The 21,718-nt window shown below is 48.6% G+C and carries 12 protein-coding genes; 7 read left to right on the forward strand and 5 right to left on the reverse strand.

Annotated features, from left to right (window positions below; all coding sequences use genetic code 11):
* Nucleotides 1–151: 151 nt before the first annotated feature.
* The 4 genes from DW096_RS08480 to DW096_RS08495 all read right to left on the reverse strand — a co-directional run bounded on the left by DW096_RS08480 (nucleotide 152) and on the right by DW096_RS08495 (nucleotide 11,261).
* Nucleotides 152–4,105 carry a hybrid sensor histidine kinase/response regulator transcription factor gene (locus DW096_RS08480; protein ID WP_120028728.1) on the reverse strand — a complete coding sequence of 1,318 codons (3,954 nt, stop codon included), beginning with the start codon at nucleotides 4,103–4,105 and terminating at the stop codon, nucleotides 152–154.
* Nucleotides 4,106–4,440: 335 nt separating this feature from the next.
* Nucleotides 4,441–6,258 carry a glycoside hydrolase family 2 protein gene (locus tag DW096_RS08485; RefSeq protein ID WP_118931077.1) on the reverse strand — a complete coding sequence of 606 codons (1,818 nt, stop codon included), beginning with the start codon at nucleotides 6,256–6,258 and terminating at the stop codon, nucleotides 4,441–4,443.
* A 331-nt stretch (nucleotides 6,259–6,589) separates the two neighbouring features.
* A complete protein-coding gene (locus tag DW096_RS08490; protein WP_005833916.1) occupies nucleotides 6,590–8,080 on the reverse strand; it encodes a RagB/SusD family nutrient uptake outer membrane protein in 1,491 nt (496 codons plus the stop codon).
* 19 nt (nucleotides 8,081–8,099) lie between these two features.
* The gene (locus DW096_RS08495) at nucleotides 8,100–11,261 is read right to left on the reverse strand and encodes a TonB-dependent receptor (RefSeq protein ID WP_005826161.1); all 3,162 of its coding nucleotides are present in this window, start codon (nucleotides 11,259–11,261) and stop codon (nucleotides 8,100–8,102) included.
* A 295-nt stretch (nucleotides 11,262–11,556) separates the two neighbouring features.
* Here DW096_RS08495 and mnmG point away from each other — a divergent pair, with 295 nt between their 5' ends.
* From mnmG to deoC, 6 genes are all read left to right on the forward strand, one after another.
* Complete coding sequence (gene mnmG, locus DW096_RS08500; protein WP_117963413.1) at nucleotides 11,557–13,431, forward strand: tRNA uridine-5-carboxymethylaminomethyl(34) synthesis enzyme MnmG; 1,875 nt, start codon at nucleotides 11,557–11,559, stop codon at nucleotides 13,429–13,431.
* Nucleotides 13,432–13,487: 56 nt separating this feature from the next.
* Complete coding sequence (locus DW096_RS08505; protein WP_005826167.1) at nucleotides 13,488–14,012, forward strand: adenine phosphoribosyltransferase; 525 nt, start codon at nucleotides 13,488–13,490, stop codon at nucleotides 14,010–14,012.
* A gap of 122 nt (nucleotides 14,013–14,134) precedes the next feature.
* Entirely contained in the window at nucleotides 14,135–15,955 is a 1,821-nt protein-coding gene (gene uvrC, locus DW096_RS08510) for an excinuclease ABC subunit UvrC (protein WP_005833920.1), read from the forward strand.
* A gap of 80 nt (nucleotides 15,956–16,035) precedes the next feature.
* Complete coding sequence (gene dtd, locus DW096_RS08515; RefSeq protein ID WP_005826171.1) at nucleotides 16,036–16,488, forward strand: D-aminoacyl-tRNA deacylase; 453 nt, start codon at nucleotides 16,036–16,038, stop codon at nucleotides 16,486–16,488.
* Nucleotides 16,488–16,826, forward strand: a complete 339-nt coding sequence (locus DW096_RS08520) for a nucleotide pyrophosphohydrolase (RefSeq protein WP_005826173.1) — start codon at nucleotides 16,488–16,490, stop codon at nucleotides 16,824–16,826. The genes dtd and DW096_RS08520 overlap by 1 nt, the downstream gene beginning before the upstream one ends.
* Nucleotides 16,813–17,715: a deoxyribose-phosphate aldolase gene (gene deoC / locus DW096_RS08525; RefSeq protein WP_009037467.1), complete on the forward strand. Its 903-nt coding sequence runs from the start codon at nucleotides 16,813–16,815 to the stop codon at nucleotides 17,713–17,715. The genes DW096_RS08520 and deoC overlap by 14 nt, the downstream gene beginning before the upstream one ends.
* Nucleotides 17,716–17,800: 85 nt before the next feature.
* On the opposite strand, the gene DW096_RS08530 is transcribed toward deoC, so the two are convergent.
* Nucleotides 17,801–18,775: a polyprenyl synthetase family protein gene (locus tag DW096_RS08530; protein WP_120028729.1), complete on the reverse strand. Its 975-nt coding sequence runs from the start codon at nucleotides 18,773–18,775 to the stop codon at nucleotides 17,801–17,803.
* Between the two features lie 87 nt (nucleotides 18,776–18,862).
* Between DW096_RS08530 and polA the strand changes: the two genes are divergently transcribed.
* A complete protein-coding gene (gene polA, locus DW096_RS08535; RefSeq protein WP_120028730.1) occupies nucleotides 18,863–21,718 on the forward strand; it encodes a DNA polymerase I in 2,856 nt (951 codons plus the stop codon).

Below are 21,718 nucleotides of genomic sequence, written 5' to 3' on the forward strand. Positions count from 1 at the left end.
TTGGTTTTCGGATGCAAATATATCCGCATAAAGCTAAAATTAATGCAAATATTGCTTCAATCTATGCAATTATAAATCCAATCAAATGCCCCTGAGGTGTCTCTCAGGGGCATTTGATTGGATTGTTATATTTAGCAAGCATTCCATGCTATCATTTCACGAAGTCTTTGGGCAGAATACCGAATTGTTTTTGGAAGCACTTGGTGAAATAGGAAGGAGTATTGAAGCCGGTCATGTAGCAAACCTCATTGATTTTGCACTCCCCTTCCTTTAAAAGCTGCGCCGCTTTCTTCAACCGCTCCAGGCGGATGTAGTCATTGGGAGTCATATCCAATATGCCCTTTATCTTCCGGTTCAGGCTCGACCGGCTCATGTTCAGCAGGCTTGCCATATCATCCAGGCAGAAATCCGGATTCTGCATATTGGCAACCACCACTTCCTTCAATGTTTTAAGGAAAGATTCATCTGCCTTTGTCATTGCCATACTGCCCGTCTGCACAAAAGGAGAATTGACAAAAGAAGCCCGTAGCTTCTCACGGTTGTTCAGCAGATTGGCCACACAAACTTTCAGATATTCCACGGAGAAAGGTTTCTCTATATATACGTCAGCCCCCAGCTTCATTCCCTCTATTTTGGCTTGAAGGGTCGTCTTCGCCGTAAGCAGGATAATCGGTATATGGCTATAGTCAAGCTCGGACTTCAGATGCTCGCACAGCTCCAATCCATCCATCTCGGGCATCATAATGTCTGAAATGACAAGATTTACAGTATGTTCCTTCAACACCTTCAAAGCTTCCACCCCATTCACGGCAGTCAGCACACGATATTCCGAAGAGAGCTGTTTCACAACAAATGCCTGCATTTCCAGACTGTCTTCCACCACCAAAAGAGTATACCGGTGCTGTTCCAAGGCAGTACCTGCACCACTTTCCTCAGAGGATTCCCCGCCCGTTACCGGTTCTTTATGCTCCATAGCCACCGTCTGCTCGTGCTTCAGCGGAAGTGACAGCAGGAAACAGTTGTTCTCCATCGAATCTTCCATGCACAACGTACCCTCATGGAGTTCGGCCAATGAACGGGCAAGTGCAAGCCCGATACCGGTGCCGGGCACAGAGCGCAAGGTACCGGTTTTATACTGGATGAACGGCTTGAAAATCTCCTCGCGCATCTCTACCGGAATGACAAGGCCGTCATTGCATACAGAAAGCAGCAGTCTTTCACCTTCCGAATATAGCCTGATGCGTATATAGGTCTCCGAATACTTTATCGCATTGGTCAGCAGATTGCTGATAATCTTGGTAAGCCCTTCCCTATCAACCGAAGCATACAAGCTTTCGGGAGTCTCTATACTCAATACCAGCCCCCTTTCACGTGCCAAAGGCTTGAAACGCTTATACGTCTTTTGTAAGAGCTCAGACACGTCACATTCCACAAAATTCAATTGGAAGCCTTGCGTCTCCGTCTTCCGGAAGTCCAGCAACTGGTTCACCAAGTCGAGCAGCCGGTTGGTATTCAGTTCCATGGTCTCCAAATCATCCCTGATGTCATCCGAAACAGAACGGGAAGCCAATACATTCTCGAGCGGACTCTTTATCAGTGTAAGCGGTGTACGTATCTCATGCGCCACATTCGTGAAGAAGTCTATCTTCGCAGTATACAACTCCCGTTCCTTTTCCCGCTCAAACTTGTCCATAGCCTGCTGATGCTTCTGCCGAGTCCGTTTTCTGAAATAGATGATTATGGCAGCCAGTGAGCATAACGCCAATACCGTATAAACAGCATACGCCCAAGTGGAGAGATAGAAAGGAGGACGGATATGGATGTCGAGCACACGTTCCGTCGCGTTCCACTTGCCATCGCTATTGGAACCTTTTATACGCAATGTGTAGCTTCCGTAAGGAAGGTTTGAATAGTTGATACTGGAATTCCGTCCCACCGCATACCAGTCGCGGTCAAAGCCTTCCAATTTACATTCAAGACCGTTCATTTCGGGTGCCTGGTAACTCAGGGCCGCAACCTGGAAAGAGAACGAATTCTGGTCGGCATCCAGCTCTATCTCATCCGCATAGGTGATGCTCTTCTCCAAAGGGGAATCCGGACTGTCCGCCGAAAGCCGTTTGTTGAACAGAAAGAAGTCCGTAATCACTACGGGAGGGAGAAAAGTGTTCTCCACAAAAGTCTCCGGGTCGAAGGCTATGAATCCGTTGATACTTCCCAAATAGATGCGTCCCTCCTTGTCAATGTAACCGGACTGGAAATTAAATTGGTTGCTCAGTAGCCCGTTGGCAGTGGTATAGACATGCTTGCTCTCCGTATCGGGATTGAAGCATACCAAGCCGTCGTTGGAAGTAATCCATAAGTTTCCCCGCTTGTCCTCGACCATCTTGTAGATGGTATTGCTCGGAAATCCTTTCGACATGTCATAACGGGTAAAATTATCCGTTTTCGGATTGTAGCGGCAGAAGCCCTCACCCAGTGTCATGAACCACAGACGCTTCCTGCTGTCTTCGTAGATACTGATTACCTTATTGTAGGGAAGAGAAGTCGAATCATTCTCATTAGACAGATAATTCCTCCACTGCCGGCTTCTTACATTGTAGCAGAACACTCCATTGGAAAAAGTAGCAAACCACAGATTTCCGTTGAAGTCCTCCAGAATGTTATAAGTAAACATATTCTTCAGCTGAGGAATCCGGGTAAAGTCATCTGTGGAGCGATTGTACTTCAACAAACCGGACGTGGTGCCTATCCACACGTCTCCCGTAGTGGTCCTGCAAATGGTAAAAGCGTCATTGGCGACCATGGAATTCTCACTCTCACCCTTGCTGTAATGCTTCACCTGCCTGGTCCGAAGATTCACCCTGTTCAGACCACCGGAGAACGTACCTACCCACAAATCATCCCCGTCCAGGCATAGGCCGTGGATGTTCTGATAAATGGCCGGATGCTCAAAAGGCTCTATCCTGCCGTTTTCCGGATTGTAATTGAACAAGCCTTTGTCTTCGGTGCCTATCCACAAGGTGCCGTCATTGCTTTCACAGATTTCCCGTACACGACGGCCGAAATGCCTGAGATTGTCTCTCGGATAGAACTTCTCAAAATAAGTCCACTGATAAGGGCAATAGTTCACCCCACCGAAATAAGAGCCTATCCACATGCCGTTCTCCTTGTCGCAGCAGAGCGAATAAATGGCATTGTCCGACAATGCATACGAATCATCCTGGCCGGGAACGGTCAAATGGGTAATCTTGTCATTCGCCAGGTTGTAAATATACAAGCCGGACTCCGCACCCACCCACAGTTCGTCGTCAGATTTGAACTGCAAAGCCCTCACATAGGTATCCAGCAGCCTGCGTGTCTTGCCTGTGGTCTGGTTTATCTCGGTCAGCCCGTTCTGCGAAGCGACATACACACAATTATGGGGTCCGCTGACCTGCCAGTTGATAATATCATTCTTGAAAATCTCATTTCCTTCCGTGTCCTTGAAAGGCTGCAGAGGAGTTTCAAAGTCAGCTTTCGCATAATAAAGATTATCCGCATACAAGGCCAGCCAACACGTATTCCCATTCAGCCAGAAGCGGGTGACATTGGGCAGTCCCGAATCGTGCAGATGGTTCAACAGCCTCCCTTCAGCCGGTTTATAGCAGAACAACCCCTGGTTTTCTACCGATATCCAGATATTGTCGTCCTCGTCACTTCCAATCATGGTGACGAAATCCCTGATGATACTGCCGTTATCACTGGCCTCATCGAAAGCGGTAAAGGAATCCAGTACCGGGTCGTAAATAAAGACTCCCCCATCGGTACCAATCCAGATATTGCCCCGGCGGTCCTCGTAGAGCGCAGTTATGAAATTCTTGCCTAAACCGGAATTCTCTTTCTTGTAAATACGGAAAGACAATCCGTCATAACGGTTCAGACCGTCCTTGGTTCCGAACCACATAAAGCCTTTCCTATCCTGCAAAATCTGATACACGGTGTTCTGCGAAAGACCGTTCCGGATATCCATCGTTCTGAAATAGTAATGAACAGCATCCTGCGCACAGACCGGCAATACCGCCCATAGGCACAGACTAAGGAAAAGCTTTATAATCAATCGTTTCATAACAACATTTTTAATGTACAATTTACCATTTACAAAGTACAATTTAACTATGCAGATGACAGCGCAGCCAAATTGTACTTTGTATAGTCAAACAGAAATGAATTGCGAAGAAAAGAGGTGAAATAGAGAGTAACTTAATTCCCCTCCTCCGGGGGAGGAGGGGTGCCCAACGGGCAGGGTGGTAGGGAATACAAAGTAATGAAAAACAATGCTATATATATCGCTACCACCTCCCCCTTCGGGTACTCCTCCTCCCCGGAGGAGGAGAAGTAAGTTACTCCGTATTTTTCGCAAATCATTTCTGTTCTACTATAAATGGTAAATTGTAAATGCCCCTATTTCTTAAGTGAATTGCAGATGCGTGTATTTATCTCCTTCACGCGTTTCTCATCCAGCTTTATCACCTTGCGGTCGTAAGTCATCAGACCGTTCACTTCCACCTCCACATCCGTGGTCTGTGTATAGACGGCTGCCGAGAAACCCTTGGAGACAAGCCGGTACAGTATGTCGGCATACTTCTCGTATTCATCCGTAACCTCCTTGGAAGAGTTGAACTGAACATATCCCCAATTGCGGTTCGGTTCCCAGATATGGTCTTTCAAGACAAGGCCGATACCGCCATACTCACCCAGAACTGTGGCACGCTGGCCGTCGTACAAGAACAGTTCCGGTTGCGGATAATGATGCAGGTCGAGCATGTCGCCACAGGGATAGTGGTTGCCGCCGCTTGCGGGGTTCACCAGGCGGGTGGGGTCATATTGTTTCGTCCATTCGGCTATCTCCACACACTTGAACTGTCCCCAGGCTTCGTTGAACGGTACCCAGGTGCCGATACACGGATAAGAGTAGAGGCAATCCATTATTTCCTTCCATTCCTTGCGGTAGGTTGCTTCCGATTCGGCAGAGCGTTTCCTCTCCGTGCCATTGAAGTACTGCCGCATTTGCCATTCCGGATTACGGTCACCGCTCGGCATATCCTGCCATACGATGATACCCAAACGGTCACAATGTGTGTACCAACGTGCCGGTTCCACCTTGATATGCTTGCGAATCATATTGAAACCGAAATCTTTCGTCTTCTGTACATCATACAGCAAAGCCTCGTCTGTGGGAGCTGTATACAGTCCGTCGGGCCACCAACCCTGGTCCAGCGGTCCAAACTGGAACAAAGCCTCGTTATTCAGTTCCAGGCGTACGATGCCATCCGCGTCACGACGGGTGGAGTACTTACGCATGGCAGCATAGCTGTCCACCTTATCCACTACCTTGCCTCCGCTTTTCAGCGTCACTTTCAGCGTATAGAGGAAGGGGGAATCCGGACTCCACAACTTGGCATTCCGGGGCATGGACACCTCCACCGGCTCTGCATTGATACTTTTGCCGGTGGCTACCAGTTGATTGCCGTCATACACATTCACTTCCACAAAGTCGGAAGGGCATGCACTATTCAATTCAGCCCTCACTGTCAACAGATTACGGTCAATATCGGGAGTGATACGGAGATTCTCGATATGTTTTCCGGCAACCGGCTCCATCCATACCGTCTGCCAGATACCGCTTACGGGAGTATACCAGATACCTTCCGGATTGCTGACCTGCTTTCCACGGGGTTGAGGTCCTTTATCCGTCGGGTCCCAAACCTTTACGACCAACTGATTATTGCCTTTGCCAGAAAGGGCGGCAGTAATATCGAAGGAGAACGGAGTAAATCCACCCGTATGGCTGCCTACTTTCACATCATTCACCCATACATCCGTTTTCCAGTCGACAGCACCAAAGTGCAACAGCACTTGTTTTCCCTTCCAGGCGGAAGGAATATCAAAACTGCGCTGGTAGACCAGTTCCTGGTTTTCATTGATTCTTTTTCCAACTCCAGACAAGGAGGATTCGATGGCAAAGGGAACAAGTATCTGCCCTTCGAACTCTGCCGGAAGATGCTCACCTTTATTTATAACGGCATAATTCCACAGTCCGTTCAAGTTCTTCCAGTCACTCCGTTCCATGATGGGACGAGGATATTCGGGCAACACATTCGCGGGATTGATCTGGGATGCCCAGTCCGTTTTGATTTTATCACCTGCCGGCTTCCATTGCGCCGAGCTTCCGATTGCAAACAACGTCAAGAATGACGATATGAGGAAAAATCTTCTCATAGTATTATAACTTTTTATTGGTTTCTACGAAAGCAAAGATAAGCCGATTCAGAAAAAAAGAATAGAAATTTCGAACCAATAAATAGTATTTTTGTGGAATATCAAGGTATTACCATCTCATTTTATCAAAGAAATTCATCAAAGGCACCTTTTTCCGCTTTTCTTGCCACGCCTATGACAAGGTTTTGCCTTCCCATTGGCAAGACTTTGCCACCGCGTTGGCAAAACTTTGCCATAGGCGTGGCAAAAGTTTGCCAAGGCAGTGACAACTTGTTGGCAAAATACCTCCCTGATATACAAGGAGTAGCAAACAATAGACAGCAGGGAACGACTAATATCCCGGATTCTGCTGGTTCTCCAATGCCGGATTGGCATTTATCTCATCCTGCGAAATAGGAAGCACAATCTTCTCGAAAGTACGGTCGATTGTTTTTCCACGGTGACTCACCGGAATATCTTGAAAATCGTCGTTGAATTCGATGGTTCTGCCCATACGCATCATGTCGAAGAAGCGTTGTCCTTCACCAAAAAGCTCCTTGCTGCGCTCGTCCAGAATCATATCATCGGTAATGGTAGCGGCAGTGGCCGGTGCCAGTCCGGGAGAACGCCTGCGGATTTCATTCAGGTAACCGGCGGCGGCATCTGCGCCTGCTTCCTGCTTCGTGGAGTGCAAGGCTGCTTCGGCGGCAATCAGATATATCTCGGAAAGACGGATTATCTTGATATTGACGGCTGTATTGGTTGCCTTGCCGTCACCTGCCAGGGTGGTACTGCCCATATACTTGTAGCAGGCTCCCTTGCGTTCAATCTCATTGTCCACCCAGTATTCATCGTTGTCCATGATTCCCCAACGCACATCCGTCTCGTCTTCACCCAGACGGTTCAGGAAATAATCGCTGGCAAGATACCAGCCCATGGCATTCTTCAACTGTCCGTAGCGCATCAGGTAAAAGCCCAAAGAAGAAGTTCCCAGGTCTGATTCCTCAGTGGTGATGCCCAGCTCAAAGATGGACTCGGAACCAAACTGCTTGCTCCAGGAAGCCGTCCAATCGGCAGGCTCATACAGTTTGTACACACCGCTTTCTATAATCTCCCGGGCAGCGTTCAAAGCACCGTCATAATCTTCCATATAGAGTTTCACACGCGCTTGCAGGGCTATGTTGGTGTAATAGTCCGCATATCCGCTCTGCTTTGTCTTCTTCTTGGCAAGAAGGGCCGCCCCGTCCGACAAGTCCTGCAGAATCTGGCGATAGTTCTCCTCCACAGTAGCACGGGTGGGCTGGGCGTTCACCGTAAGCGGCTCGGTTACATTGGGAACTCCATAAGAGGTCTTGTTGTAATTGTAAGGAAGCCCGTAGAGACGGACCAAATCGAAATAGAACAGCGCCCTCAGAGTCAACGCCTGCCCTTTGGCTTCGGAAAAGTCTTCCATACTGCCCGATTCTTCCAGCTTCTCAATGTTGCTCAACAAGGTGTTGACCTGCAGAATGCAGTAATATCCACGGCTCCAGAAACCGGAATAAGTATTGCTGTTGGAAGTGTGGTTGAACGTATAGAATGCATCCAGTCCGCGTCCGGCAGCAAAAATCGTGAGGTCACCGCCCTTAGCATCACCGTACATAAAAAGGTTTCTGCCGTAATAGGACGATGAGGTCATCGCACTCATCACACCGTTGATAACCACCTGCGCATCGGCTACCGTACCGACAGCACCTTCTGCATTTCCGGAGTTGGTGGGCTGCATATCCAGAAAATCGTCACACGAAGTGAATGTAAAGGCACCAAGTATCACAAGTGCCAATAAATGATATATCTTTTTCATTGTTAGTTCCTCCAGTTCATTAAAATTTCAATTCAACGCCAACGACAAATGTTTTTCCGATAGGGGTTTCCCAACCACGTGTGCCGTATTCGCTCACTTCGGGGTCTGCCTCCTTGTATTTGGCTATTGTCCAAAGGTTGCTGGCAGTGAAGAAAAGGCGGGCATTCTCGATGAAAGCCTTGCGGGTCATGGCTTTGGGCAGCGTATAGGCCAATGAGAGATTCTTCAAGCGCAGATAACTGGCATTGAACAAGTGGCGGCTGCTGTATTGTTGCGGGTCATCGAGGTCTACACCTTCGATACGGGGCTCTGTACCGTTCGTATGGTCTGGCGTCCAAAGGTTGTTGTAGTAGCTTTTAGCACGGATACGCTCCCAATAATAACCGTCGTCGGCCACATCCATGTAGGCTCCATCGTACAAGTCTCCTCCTATCTTATAGGTAAAGCCCAACGAAAGGGCTATGCCTTTGTAGGAGACCGAGGTATTGATGCCCCCATACACTTTGGGAACGGCATTGCCGATGATGGTGTAGTTGGCATTGTTATAGTCATAAGTAGCTCCGCGTCCGTTATACTCAAAATCTCCGGCCTTGCCATTCTTGGGGTCATTTACATAGTAGACGTTCTTGCCGTTGGTCTTGTCCACACCTGCCCATTCGTATCCATAGAAAGCCAGCGTGGACTGACCTTCCCGGTATACATATTGCGCACGGCTGTCGCTACTGGTGGGGTCGTACCAGATAATGTCCGCACCGCCATACAACTCTTTCACCTCAGAACGGAGGAAGGTTGCGTTGACACCGGCACTCCATAACCATCCTTTACTATCAATGATGTCACCACTCAACTCCACCTCTACCCCATGGTTGTTGATGCATCCTACGTTCCGCAACGTAGAGGAAAATCCCGTAACCATCGAAATGGGAACATCCTGGAGCAGGTTCTTCGAATCACGGTTGAAGTATTCCACCGTACCGCGCAGACGTTGGCCGAAGAAGCCGAAGTCGATACCCACATTCGTGTTGTAGCTCGTCTCCCAAGACAGCTTGTCATTGGTGACGGTAGTGATTGTACCGCCCGGGTTACCCATGTACTTACTGGTATAGCTCATCAAGCTCATATAGCCGTAATTGTCCGAAGGCAGCGTACCGTTAATACCATAAGAGGCACGTATACGCAGGTTGCTCAGGAAAGAATATTTGCTCATAAAACCCTCGCGCATGATGTTCCACGCTCCTGCCACTGACCAGAAGTTTCCCCAACGTTCCTGCTTGCTGAGCCGGGAAGAACCGTCGCGGCGGTAAGAACCGGAAATGAAGTAGCGTTCATCGTAATTATAATCCAACTTGGAGAGCACGGACACCATCGAGTTTCCCCAGGAATATCCGGCAGAAGTCTGCGTTCCGGCAGTAGAAACTGTATGAATGGTGCTGACCGCAAGATTGCTTCCTGTGGCACGCACATAGTCTGTCTTGTTCTTCTCCGCTTCGAAACCCACCATGGTGCCAACTGTGTGTTTGTCGAAGGTGCCGGTATAATTGGCGGTAGTGGAGGTAACCATCTTCTCGTATGTAGTACGGTATTCGTTGACATTCCCATTGTCTGCCGAGCCTTTATAGTGATTGGCACTGTAATAGATATGGTCTTTTACAGTAGTATTGTCGTAAGAGTAGATAGAACGAAGGTCCAGGCCCGGCATCAGATGCAGGGTGAGCGTCTCCGCAGCCATGATTTTGGTACTGGTAGAACCGTTCTCCCACTCTTTGTCATAATAAAGCCCATTGTAGGCGTAGCTACCGTAACGTTCGGTCCAGAGCTCGCCGGTCTTGTAATCAGTGGGCCAGTAGAGTCCCCACAGCAAGTTACGGGTCTGCATGAAGTAATTACTGCCCGTGTTGCGTGTATCATTATAACCGCTTTTCTTGGTACGCGCCAGGCTGGCATTGGTGGTCAGTTCAAGGAATTTCCCCACCTTCTGGGTGAGGTTCAGGCGACCGGAAACACGGTCGAAGCTGTTCATCTTCAAACGTCCCTCGTCCTGGGTATAGGAAAGGGAAGTGTAATAGTTGGTATTCTGCGTAGCACCACTGACGGACATATCGTAGGTCTGGTAAATGGCGGTACGGAAATATGCCTTGTCCCAATCGTAGTATTTGCCTCCACGCCCGGAGTTGTCGTACTCAAGGATATTGACGTTCTCGTAAGCTCCCGTACCATTTGTGGTAAATTGGTAGCCATGTTTGTTGAAACGGCTGTTCAACTGGCCTATGGCATAGGCTGCCGCCTTTTCGTCCGTTTCGCCCTTACCGCTTGTACGGGCATCGTGAAATACGGTGTAGAGCATATTCACATTCTCCTGTACGCTGGCCGTTTCATAGTTGTCCGTTGCCCAGCAGGGCGTGAAGCCCACTTCGGCTTTCAGCGTCACCACCGGCTTGCCAATCTGTCCTTTTTTGGTAGTAATCAGAATGACGCCGTTTGCCGCACGCGACCCATAAAGCGAGCTGGCCGCCGCATCTTTCAATACAGAAATAGATTCGATGTCTTCCGGGTTCAACGTATTCATGATGTTGTTGGTAGAATAGAGCTCACCGCTCATCTGCCCCGTATTGCCCGAAGAGACCGGAACACCGTCCACTACATACAACGGTTCATTCCCGGCATTCATAGAACCTATGCCACGGATGCGGATGGCCGGTGCGGAACCCGCCTGGCCGGAATTATTCGTCAGTTGCAAGCCCGCCACTTTACCGTTCAACGCGTTTTCAAAGCTGGTCGTCGGAATGTCTTTCAGCGCATCCGCTTTCACTAAAGAAGCCGAACCTGCATAGCTGCTCTTTTTGGCCGTGCCGTAAGCCACCACCATCACTTCATCCAGTAGTTCCGAATCCGATTTCAGCACCACCTTCATAGCAGGCTTTATGGCAGCTTCTACTTTCTGCATACCTACAAAAGAGACAATCACTGTCTTTGCCGTGCCCGGCACATTCAAGATTGTAAATTTACCTTCGATATCGGTCACGGCCCCCAGCGTTGTGCCCTTCACCAATACCGATGCCCCAATAATCGGCTCATTGTTGTCCTCGGCAAATACTGTTCCCGAGACCGTAGACGTCTGAGCCATCACTCCCGCCCCCATAACCAGGCAGACAATGATTAACAAGAAGAATTTCTTTCTCATGCTTCTCTTCCTTAAAATTAGTCAATCAAAACACTTTTTAATATCCAAACGCTGCAAAGGTATGTATCTTTTTCAAAAAGAAAAGCAATAGTATTCAAAAAGCTTCATTTTGATTGTATTTTAAGCCAAACACAAGCAATATGTCTACAACCTAAGCATTCCAAGCAATAAGTATGATGCTGGATACGGAAATATAAGCAATGCCAAAGAAGATATATCCGGATTTTAAGATATGACACGTCCCGGCATACAACTTTTTTCGTAACTTTGCACAGTTTTAAAATACACTGAACGAATGGAGTTTAAGTATGACGTTATTGTAATCGGCGCCGGACACGCAGGATGCGAAGCCGCTGCCGCTGCTGCAAACCTGGGTTCGAAGACTTGTCTTATCACAATGGATATGAACAAAATCGGACAGATGAGTTGTAACCCGGCAGTGGGAGGCATCGCCAAAGGACAGATAGTACGCGAAATAGACGCCTTGGGAGGATATATGGGATTGGTGACAGACCAGACAGCCATACAGTTCCGTATACTGAACCGTTCCAAAGGTCCCGCTATGTGGAGTCCGCGCGCGCAGTGCGACCGCAACAAATTCATCTGGGCATGGAGAGAGATACTGGAAAATATCCCCAACCTGCATATCTGGCAGGATACCGTGCAGGAAATCCTCGTTGAAAACGGTGAGATTACGGGAGTAGTCACATTATGGGGAGTAACGTTCCATGCCAAATGTGTAGTACTCACCGCAGGAACTTTCCTCAATGGACTGATGCACGTGGGACGTACCATGCTTCCAGGCGGACGTATGGCAGAACCTGCATCCTACCAATTAACCGAATCCATCGCAAAGCATGGCATCACCTTTGGACGCATGAAGACGGGAACCCCCGTACGCATAGATGGACGCAGCGTGCATTATGAGGATATGGAAATCCAAGACGGAGAATGTGACTTCCACAAGTTCTCGTTCATGGACACTCATGTACGCCATTTGAAACAGCTCCCTTGCTGGACCTGCTTCACCAACGAAGAAGCACACCGCATCCTGCAGGAAGGTCTGCCGGATTCTCCCCTTTTCAACGGACAAATCCAAAGTATCGGCCCACGTTATTGCCCCAGTATAGAAACCAAGATTGTGACTTTCCCCGACAAACCGCAGCACCAGCTTTTCCTGGAGCCCGAAGGGGAAACAACCCAAGAGCTCTACTTGAATGGATTCTCTTCTTCATTGCCCATGAACATCCAGATTGCAGCATTGAAACAGATACCGGCGTTCAGAGACCTCGTCATCTACCGCCCGGGCTATGCCATCGAATACGACTTCTTTGACCCCACCCAACTGAAACATACGCTGGAAACGAAGAATATAAAGAATCTGTTCTTTGCCGGACAAGTAAACGGAACAACCGGTTACGAGGAAGCAGCTGGACAAGGAATCATGGCAGGTATCAACGCCCACATCAATTGCCACGGCGGAGAACCGTTCACCCTTGCAAGGGATGAAGCATATATCGGCGTTTTAATCGATGACTTGGTAACAAAAGGTGTGGACGAGCCTTACCGTATGTTTACTTCCCGTGCCGAATATCGCATCCTGCTCCGTATGGATGATGCGGACATGCGACTCACGGAAAAAGCCTGGAAGCTGGGACTCGCCAAGGAAGAGCGGTACAAGCTGCTGACAGAAAAACGTGAAGCCGTGAACCGGATTATAGACTTCGCGCGGAATTACTCGATGAAACCGGCATTAATCAATCCGGTATTGGAGCAGCTCGGCACAACTCCACTGCGCCAGGGATGCAAATTGATAGATTTGATAAACCGTCCGCAGATAACGATTGAGAACATTGCCGAACACGTCAGTGCCTTTAAACGAGAACTGGATAAAATATCCGATAGAAAGGAAGAAATTGTAGAAGCTGCAGAAATACTCATCAAGTACGAGGGATACATCGGACGCGAACGGATTATTGCGGATAAATTGGCAAGATTGGAAAGTATCAAGATAAAAGGTAAGTTTGACTATAATTCCATTCAATCCCTTTCTACCGAAGCTAGACAGAAGCTGATGAAGATAGATCCGGAAACAATAGCCCAAGCGGGTCGGATTCCGGGAGTATCTCCAAGCGACATCAACGTGCTACTGGTACTTTGCGGACGATAGAGCGCAAAGTTCCACGTGAAACAAAGAATTCAATAAACGTATTAAACAAACTGATTATGAGTAAAGAAACTCTTACCAAAAGCATCCGAGAAATACCCGACTTCCCCATTCCGGGAATTCTATTCTACGATGTAACTACCTTGTTCAAGGAGCCTACCGCCTTGCAGGAACTCTCGGACACACTATACGAGATGTATAAAGACAAAGGCATCACCAAAGTAGTGGGTATAGAATCAAGAGGATTCATTATGGGCCCCATTCTCGCCACCAGACTGGGGGCAGGCTTCGTACCTATCCGCAAGCCGGGAAAGCTTCCTGCAGAAACCATTGAAGAAAGCTATGATAAAGAATATGGCAAAGACACCGTGCAGATGCACAAGGATGCCATCAATGAAGACGATGTAGTATTGCTACACGACGACTTGCTGGCAACCGGTGGAACAATGGAAGCCGCCTGCAAACTGGTGAAACAGATGAACCCCAAGAAAGTGTATGTAAACTTCATCATCGAGCTGAAAGAGCTTCATGGCAAGGATGTGTTTGGAGATGATGTGGAAGTGGAGGCTGTGCTGTCGCTTTAGCCATTTCATATTTCACCACAGATTACACAGATTAACACAGATTATTTATCCACCACAAAACACAGTTTTATCAAAGAGAAATCTGCGCTAATCTGTGTAATCTGTGGTGAAACGTCGGTATTATGGAAGAACTCAGAACTAACGACTACCTCAAAGGGATTGTATCCAACCTTCCCGAAAGTCCCGGTATTTACCAATATCTGAATACCGAAGGGACTATTATATATGTAGGAAAGGCAAAGAATCTGAAGCGAAGAGTGTCTTCCTACTTCAACCGGGAGCACGAACCGGGAAAGACGAGGGTGCTGGTCAGCAAGATTGCAGATATCCGATATATCGTGGTGAATACGGAAGAAGACGCGCTATTGTTGGAAAACAATCTTATCAAGAAATACAAGCCTCGCTACAACGTACTGTTGAAAGACGACAAGACGTATCCCAGCATCTGCGTGCAGAACGAATACTTTCCACGTGTATTCAGAACCCGGAAGATAATCCGTAACGGTTCCTCCTATTATGGCCCTTACAGCCATATACCTTCCATGTACGCATTACTCGACCTCATCAAGCATCTGTACCCTTTGCGTACATGCCACCTGAACCTCTCTCCGGAAAACATACGTGCCGGAAAGTTCAATGTTTGCCTGGAATACCACATCAAGAACTGTGCAGGACCTTGCATCGGGAAGCAAAGTCAAGAAGAGTATCTGAAAAACATCGCTGAAATCAAGGAAATACTCAAAGGGAATACCCAGGAGATAGAACGGATGCTTTTCCAGCAAATGCAGGAACTGGCAGCCGAAATGAAGTTTGAAGAAGCACAGAAGATAAAGAAGAAATACCTGCTGCTGGAAAACTACCGGGCGAAATCGGAAGTGGTAAGCAACGTGCTGCACAATATCGACGTGTTCTCCATCGAGGAAGACAGCGATGAAAAGTCCGCTTTCGTCAACTACCTGCACATTACGAACGGTGCCATCAACCAGGCTTTCACCTTTGAATACAAGAAACGATTGAATGAGAGCAAAGAAGAACTGCTCTCTCTCGGCATCATCGAAATGCGGGAAAGATACAAGAGCCTTTCTCGCGAAATCATCGTGCCTTTTGAGCTGGATATGGAGCTGAAAGATGTCGTCTTTACCATCCCGCAACGGGGAGACAAAAAGAAGCTGCTGGAACTCTCCATCCTCAACGTGAAGCAGTACAAAGCCGACCGCCTGAAGCAAGCCGAAAAGCTGAATCCGGAGCAACGGACCGTGCGCCTGCTGAAAGAGATACAGCAAGAGCTGCACCTGGACCGCCTGCCCATGCAGATAGAATGTTTCGACAACTCCAACATCCAGGGTTCCGACCCCGTGGCCGGGTGCGTGGTCTTCGTCAAGGGGAAACCTTCCAAGAAGGATTACCGCAAGTACAATATCAAGACCGTAGAGGGACCGGATGACTATGCCTCCATGAAAGAGGTCGTAAAACGGCGCTATCAGCGCGCTATAGAAGAGAAAGCACCCCTGCCCGACCTTCTTATCACCGACGGTGGAAAAGGGCAAATGAGCGCCGTAAAAGAGGTGATAGACGAGCTTGGCCTGAACATCCCCATTGCCGGACTTGCCAAAGATGGCAAACATCGCACTTCCGAGCTATTGTATGGCTACCCTCCCCAGACCATCGGATTGAAACAGAACACCCCCCTCTTCCGACTGCTGACGCAGATTCAAGATGAAGTGCACCGCTTCGCCATTACCTTCCACCGCGACAAGCGCAGCAAACGGCAGATTGCCTCCGCACTGGACGAGATAAAAGGTATCGGTGAAAAGACGAAAAGCACGTTGCTCAAGGAGTTCAAAAGCGTGAAGCGTATCCGCGAAGCATCTGCCGAGGAGCTTGCCGCCGTGGTGGGAGAAGCGAAAGCCAAAATCATCCAGACCTATTTCTCAGAGAAATAATGACTGATAAATCAGCCTGCAGAGCCATGCACACAACGAATTAATTCGTAACTTTGTCCCCTCAAAAAGACAAGAACAACATGAGAGTAGTGATACAACGTGCCGGACACGCTTCCGTCACCATCAACGGAACCTGCAAAGCCTCCATTGGAAAGGGCCTCATGATACTCGTAGGCATCGAAGAATCCGATGGAAAAGAAGATATTGACTGGCTTTGCAAGAAGATAGTCAACCTGCGCATTTTCGATGACGAAAACGGCGTAATGAACAAATCCATTCTTGAAGCAGACGGCGAGATACTGGTTATCAGCCAGTTCACCCTCCACGCCTCCACCAAGAAAGGCAACCGTCCCTCCTACATACGGGCAGCACGGCCGGAAATATCCGTCCCACTGTACGAACAATTCTGCCGGGAACTGAGTTTAGCATTAGGTAAAGAAATAGGTACCGGCGAATTTGGTGCCGATATGAAAGTAGAACTGATGAACGATGGTCCCGTGACCATCTGTATAGATACAAAAAACAAGGAATAATGACGTTAGAAGAAGCACAGAAACAAGTGGATTCCTGGATAAAGGAATACGGAGTGCGCTATTTCAGCGAACTCACCAATATGGCGATACTGACCGAAGAAGTGGGCGAACTCGCCCGCGTCATGGCACGCAAGTATGGCGACCAATCCTTCAAGAAAGGAGAAAAAGACAATCTCGACGATGAGATGGCAGATGTTCTTTGGGTACTTCTCTGCCTTGCGAACCAGACCGGAGTGAACCTGACAGACGCCTTCTGCCGCAACTTCGAGAAGAAAACCAGACGTGACCAGACAAGACATATCAATAACCCTAAATTGAAAGACCATGGAGAAGAATGAGCCTACCCAGAGTAAGTATGACGCCGCCCTGGCAAAGTACAACACCCAACTGGATGATGCAGAAATAGCTGCACAAGCTGCCAGAATCATTGCAGAGAAGGTACCGGCAAACAATACACCGGAGGTAAAGAAATTCCTGTTCAACTGCATCGACCTTACCACCCTGAAGAGTGAAGACAGCGATGAAAGCGTCATGAAATTCACCCAGAAAGTGAATAAATTCGACGAAGAGTTCCCCGACCTGAAGAATGTGGCAGCCATCTGTGTATACCCCAATTTTGCAGAAGTCGTAAAAGACACGCTGGAAGTGGAGGATGTAAAAATAGCTTGTGTATCAGCAGGTTTCCCCTCCTCCCAGACTTTCATTGAAGTGAAAGTGGCAGAAACTGCCATGGCACTGATGGAAGGCGCCGATGAAATAGACATCGTTATTTCGGTGGGCAAGTTCCTGGCTGGAGACTATGAAGGCATGTGCGAGGAGATACAAGAACTCAAAGCAACCTGCAAAGAGCACCACATGAAGGTAATCCTCGAAACCGGAGCTTTGAAGACGGCTTCGAACATCAAAAAAGCATCCATCCTTTCCATGTATTCGGGTGCCGATTTCATCAAGACTTCCACCGGCAAGCAGCAGCCTGCCGCCACGCCGGAGGCCGCCCTGGTTATGTGCCAGGCCATCAAGGAATATCACGAGCTGACGGGTATCAAGGTAGGCTTTAAGCCCGCAGGAGGAATCAACTGCGTGAACGATGCACTGATTTATTACACCATCGTCAAGGAAGTGCTCGGCGAAGAATGGCTGAACAACGAACTGTTCCGCTTGGGAACCAGTCGTCTTGCCAACCTGCTGCTTTCGGAAATCAAGGGCGAGGAAATGAAATTCTTTTAAGAGGAAGCTGCATTTACCTATAAATAAAGCCTGATGGAATCCACTCCATCAGGCTTTTTCATATTATCAACCGAAAACAGTTCTGTTATTTTTCCCGTTCCACCACATAGTCCAGATACCCGGTAAGCGCCGCTTTTACCTCCGTATCGGGCAAAGAAGCCAACAAAGAAAGGGCTTTTCCCTTATAATCATACATCACTTGCGAAGCATACTCTATGCCACCATACTGCTTGGTAAATTCGATTAAATGGGCTATTTCGCCAGGCGTTGCCTCCCCATTCTTTATCTTTACGGCAATTTCTTCCGCTGTTTTATCCTTCACGGTATTGAGCACATGAAGCGCGGGCAGAGTCAACTTCCCCTCCACCATATCATTTCCGGTAGGTTTGCCTATTTCCTTGCTCTCGGAGTAATCGAAAATATCATCCTTTATCTGAAAACAAAGCCCGATATATTCACCGAACAGACGCGCAGATTCCGCCTTTTCATCGCTAGCCCCCACCGAGAGAGCGCCCGCCTTCGTACAAGCTGCAAAGAGCACGGCCGTCTTCTTGCGGATAACGTCGAAATAGACTTCCTCGGAGAAATGAAGATTGCTGACGTTGGAAAGCTGCAGAAGTTCACCATCTGCCAAATCCTGCCCCAGGCAAGAGACGATATCGATAATGTCATGGTTACGGGTCATGCTCACTTGCACCAACGCTGTTGCAAGCAGATAATCGCCTGCCAGTACGGCTACTTTATTATTGAAAATGGCATTAACGGAGAGTTGTCCACGGCGTTCAGTACTTTCGTCCACTACATCATCGTGCACAAGGCTGGCGTTATGAAGAAGTTCCAACGCAACCGCAGCATGCAGGGTTGCAGGACATACCTTGCCAAAAAGCTTCGCAGCCAGAAGTACCAGAATGGGGCGCATCATCTTCCCGTTCTTCTGCCGGATATGCGCAATTACGCTGTTCAGCAAAAGGTTGGAACTGGAGAGGGTACTTTCAAAAAGCTTCTTGAAGTCCTCCAATTCCTCAGAAATCGGAGATTTTATCAATGATGAGTTGTCCATGCATCGCTATTTGCCTACAAAAATAGTAATAAAACGGTTAATACGGTATTTTTTTGTACTTTTACCATGAAAAAAAGGATTAAATGTATGAATTCAATCGATAAACTGTTTTTGCTCGATGCCTATGCACTGATATATCGAGCCTATTACGCGTTCATCAAGAACCCGAGAATCAATTCAAAAGGATTCAACACTTCGGCCATTCTGGGCTTTGTAAACACCCTGGAAGAAGTGCTCAAAAAAGAGAATCCCACACACATAGGAGTAGCCTTCGACCCGTCGGGCCCCACCTTCCGCCACGAGGCCTACGAACAATACAAGGCACAGCGCGAGGAGACGCCCGAGGCCATCCGCCTCTCCGTTCCTATTATAAAGGATATCATCCGTGCCTACCGCATCCCCATCCTCGAGGTAGCCGGTTATGAGGCAGACGACGTGATAGGCACGCTTGCCACCGAAGCCGGACGACAGGGCATCACCACCTATATGATGACTCCCGACAAGGACTACGGGCAACTGGTATCGGACAATGTTTTCATGTACCGTCCCAAGCACACCGGCGGATTCGAAATCATGGGTACGGAAGAGGTAAAGACGAAGTTCAGCATACAATCCACCGCACAAGTCATCGACATGCTCGGACTGATGGGCGATGCTTCCGACAACATCCCCGGCTGTCCGGGTGTGGGCGAGAAAACCGCACAGAAACTGATTGCCGAATTCGGCAGTATCGAAAACCTGCTGGAACATACCGACCAGCTGAAAGGCGCACTGAAAACGAAAGTGGAAACCAACCGCGAGATGATAACCTTCTCCAAATTCCTTGCCACCATCAAAACAGATGTTCCCATTCAGCTCGACATGGATTCGCTCGTCCGCGAAGAACCGAACGAAGAAGAACTCCGCAAGATTTTCGAGGAGTTGGAATTCCGCACACTCATCGACCGGGTACTTAAAAAGGGAAGCGGCAATTCGTCCTCCCCTACTCCAACCTCTCCGGTACCCGACCTCTTTGCCGGGACTCTGTTTGCCCAGTCGCAAACCTCCACTCCCGAAAACAGCGCCCCGATTCAAGGCGATTTGTTTGCAAATTTTGCGGGCGAGGGGACGGGCGTTTCTGAAAATTCAAACCTGACGCGGTTAGAAATGCTCGATGTAGACTACCAACTCATTGATACAGAAGATAAAAGAGCAGAAATTATTCAAAAGTTACTTACAAGCGAAATTCTCTCAATAGATACCGAGACTACCGGAACCGAGCCAATGGACGCCGAACTTGTAGGAATGAGCTTCAGCGATGCCGAAAACCGTGCATACTACGTACCCGTTCCCGCCGAACGAGAGGAAGTCTTAAAAATTGTAAACGAGTTCCGTCCCCTCTTCGAAAACGAGAAATCCATGAAGGTGGGACAAAATATCAAGTACGATATGATTATCCTCCAAAATTACGGCGTCCAGGTGAAAGGCAAACTTTTCGACACCATGCTTGCCCACTACGTGCTTCAACCCGAACTGCGACACAACATGGACTATCTGGCGGAAATCTACCTGCACTACCAGACCATCCACATCGATGAGCTAATTGGAGCGCGAGGCAAAAACCAAAAGAACATGCGCGACCTTCCACCCGAAGATGTCTACCGTTATGCCTGCGAGGATGCGGACGTCACCCTCAAACTGAAAAACGTGCTGGAAAAGGAACTGAAGGAGCAAGGTGCCGAACATCTGTTCTACGAAATAGAGATGCCGCTCGTCCCCGTACTTGTCAATATAGAGAGCAACGGAGTGCTGCTCGATACGGAAGCATTGAAGCAGTCGTCCCAGCACTTCACTGTCCGCCTGCAGGAGATTGAAAAGGAAATCTACGAGATGGCTGGCGAGACATTCAATATCAGCTCCGCCAAGCAGGTAGGCGAAGTGCTGTTCGACAAGCTGAAAATCGTGGAGAAAGCGAAAAAGACCAAGACCGGACAATACGTCACCTCCGAAGAGGTGCTGCAAAGCTACCGCAGCAAGCACGACATCATCGGGAAGATACTGGAATACCGCGGACTGAAGAAACTGCTGAGCACCTATATAGATGCCCTGCCCCAGCTCATCAACCCACGTACGGGCCGCATACACACCTCCTTCAACCAGGCGGTAACCGCTACCGGACGCCTCAGCTCCAGCAATCCCAACCTGCAGAACATCCCCATCCGCGACGAAGACGGAAAGGAAATCCGCAAGGCGTTCATCCCCGACACCGACTGCGAGTTCTTCTCTGCCGACTACTCGCAGATAGAGCTGCGCATCATGGCACACCTCAGCGAAGATAAGAACATGATAGACGCCTTCCTCAGCGGACACGACATCCACGCCGCTACCGCTGCCAAGATATATAAGATAGATATAAACGACGTAACCGCCGACATGCGCCGCAAGGCAAAAACGGCAAACTTCGGCATCATCTACGGCATCTCCGTCTTCGGGCTTGCCGAACGCATGGGCGTTTCTCGCCAGGAAGCCAAAGAGCTGATAGACGGCTACTTTGAAACCTACCCACAAGTGAAGGAGTATATGGACAAAAGCATCCAGGTGGCACGCGAGCAGGGCTACGTGGAAACCATCTTCCACCGCAAGCGCTTCCTGCCGGACATCAACTCAAGAAACGGGGTGGTACGGGGCTATGCCGAACGGAATGCCATCAACGCCCCCATCCAGGGAAGTGCCGCCGACATCATAAAAGTAGCGATGGCACACATCTATCAGCGCTTCCAAGCTTACAATCTGAAAGCAAAGATGATTTTACAGGTCCATGACGAACTAAATTTCAGCGTTCCAGAGGCAGAAAAAGAGCTTGTACAGAAAATCGTAATCGAAGAGATGGAGCAGGCATATCGCATGCACGTACCTCTGAAAGCCGATTGTGGGTGGGGAAACAACTGGTTACAGGCACACTAA

This window comes from Bacteroides sp. AM07-18 (genome assembly GCF_003602695.1).
Taxonomy (GTDB): Bacteria; Bacteroidota; Bacteroidia; order Bacteroidales; family Bacteroidaceae; genus Bacteroides; species Bacteroides uniformis.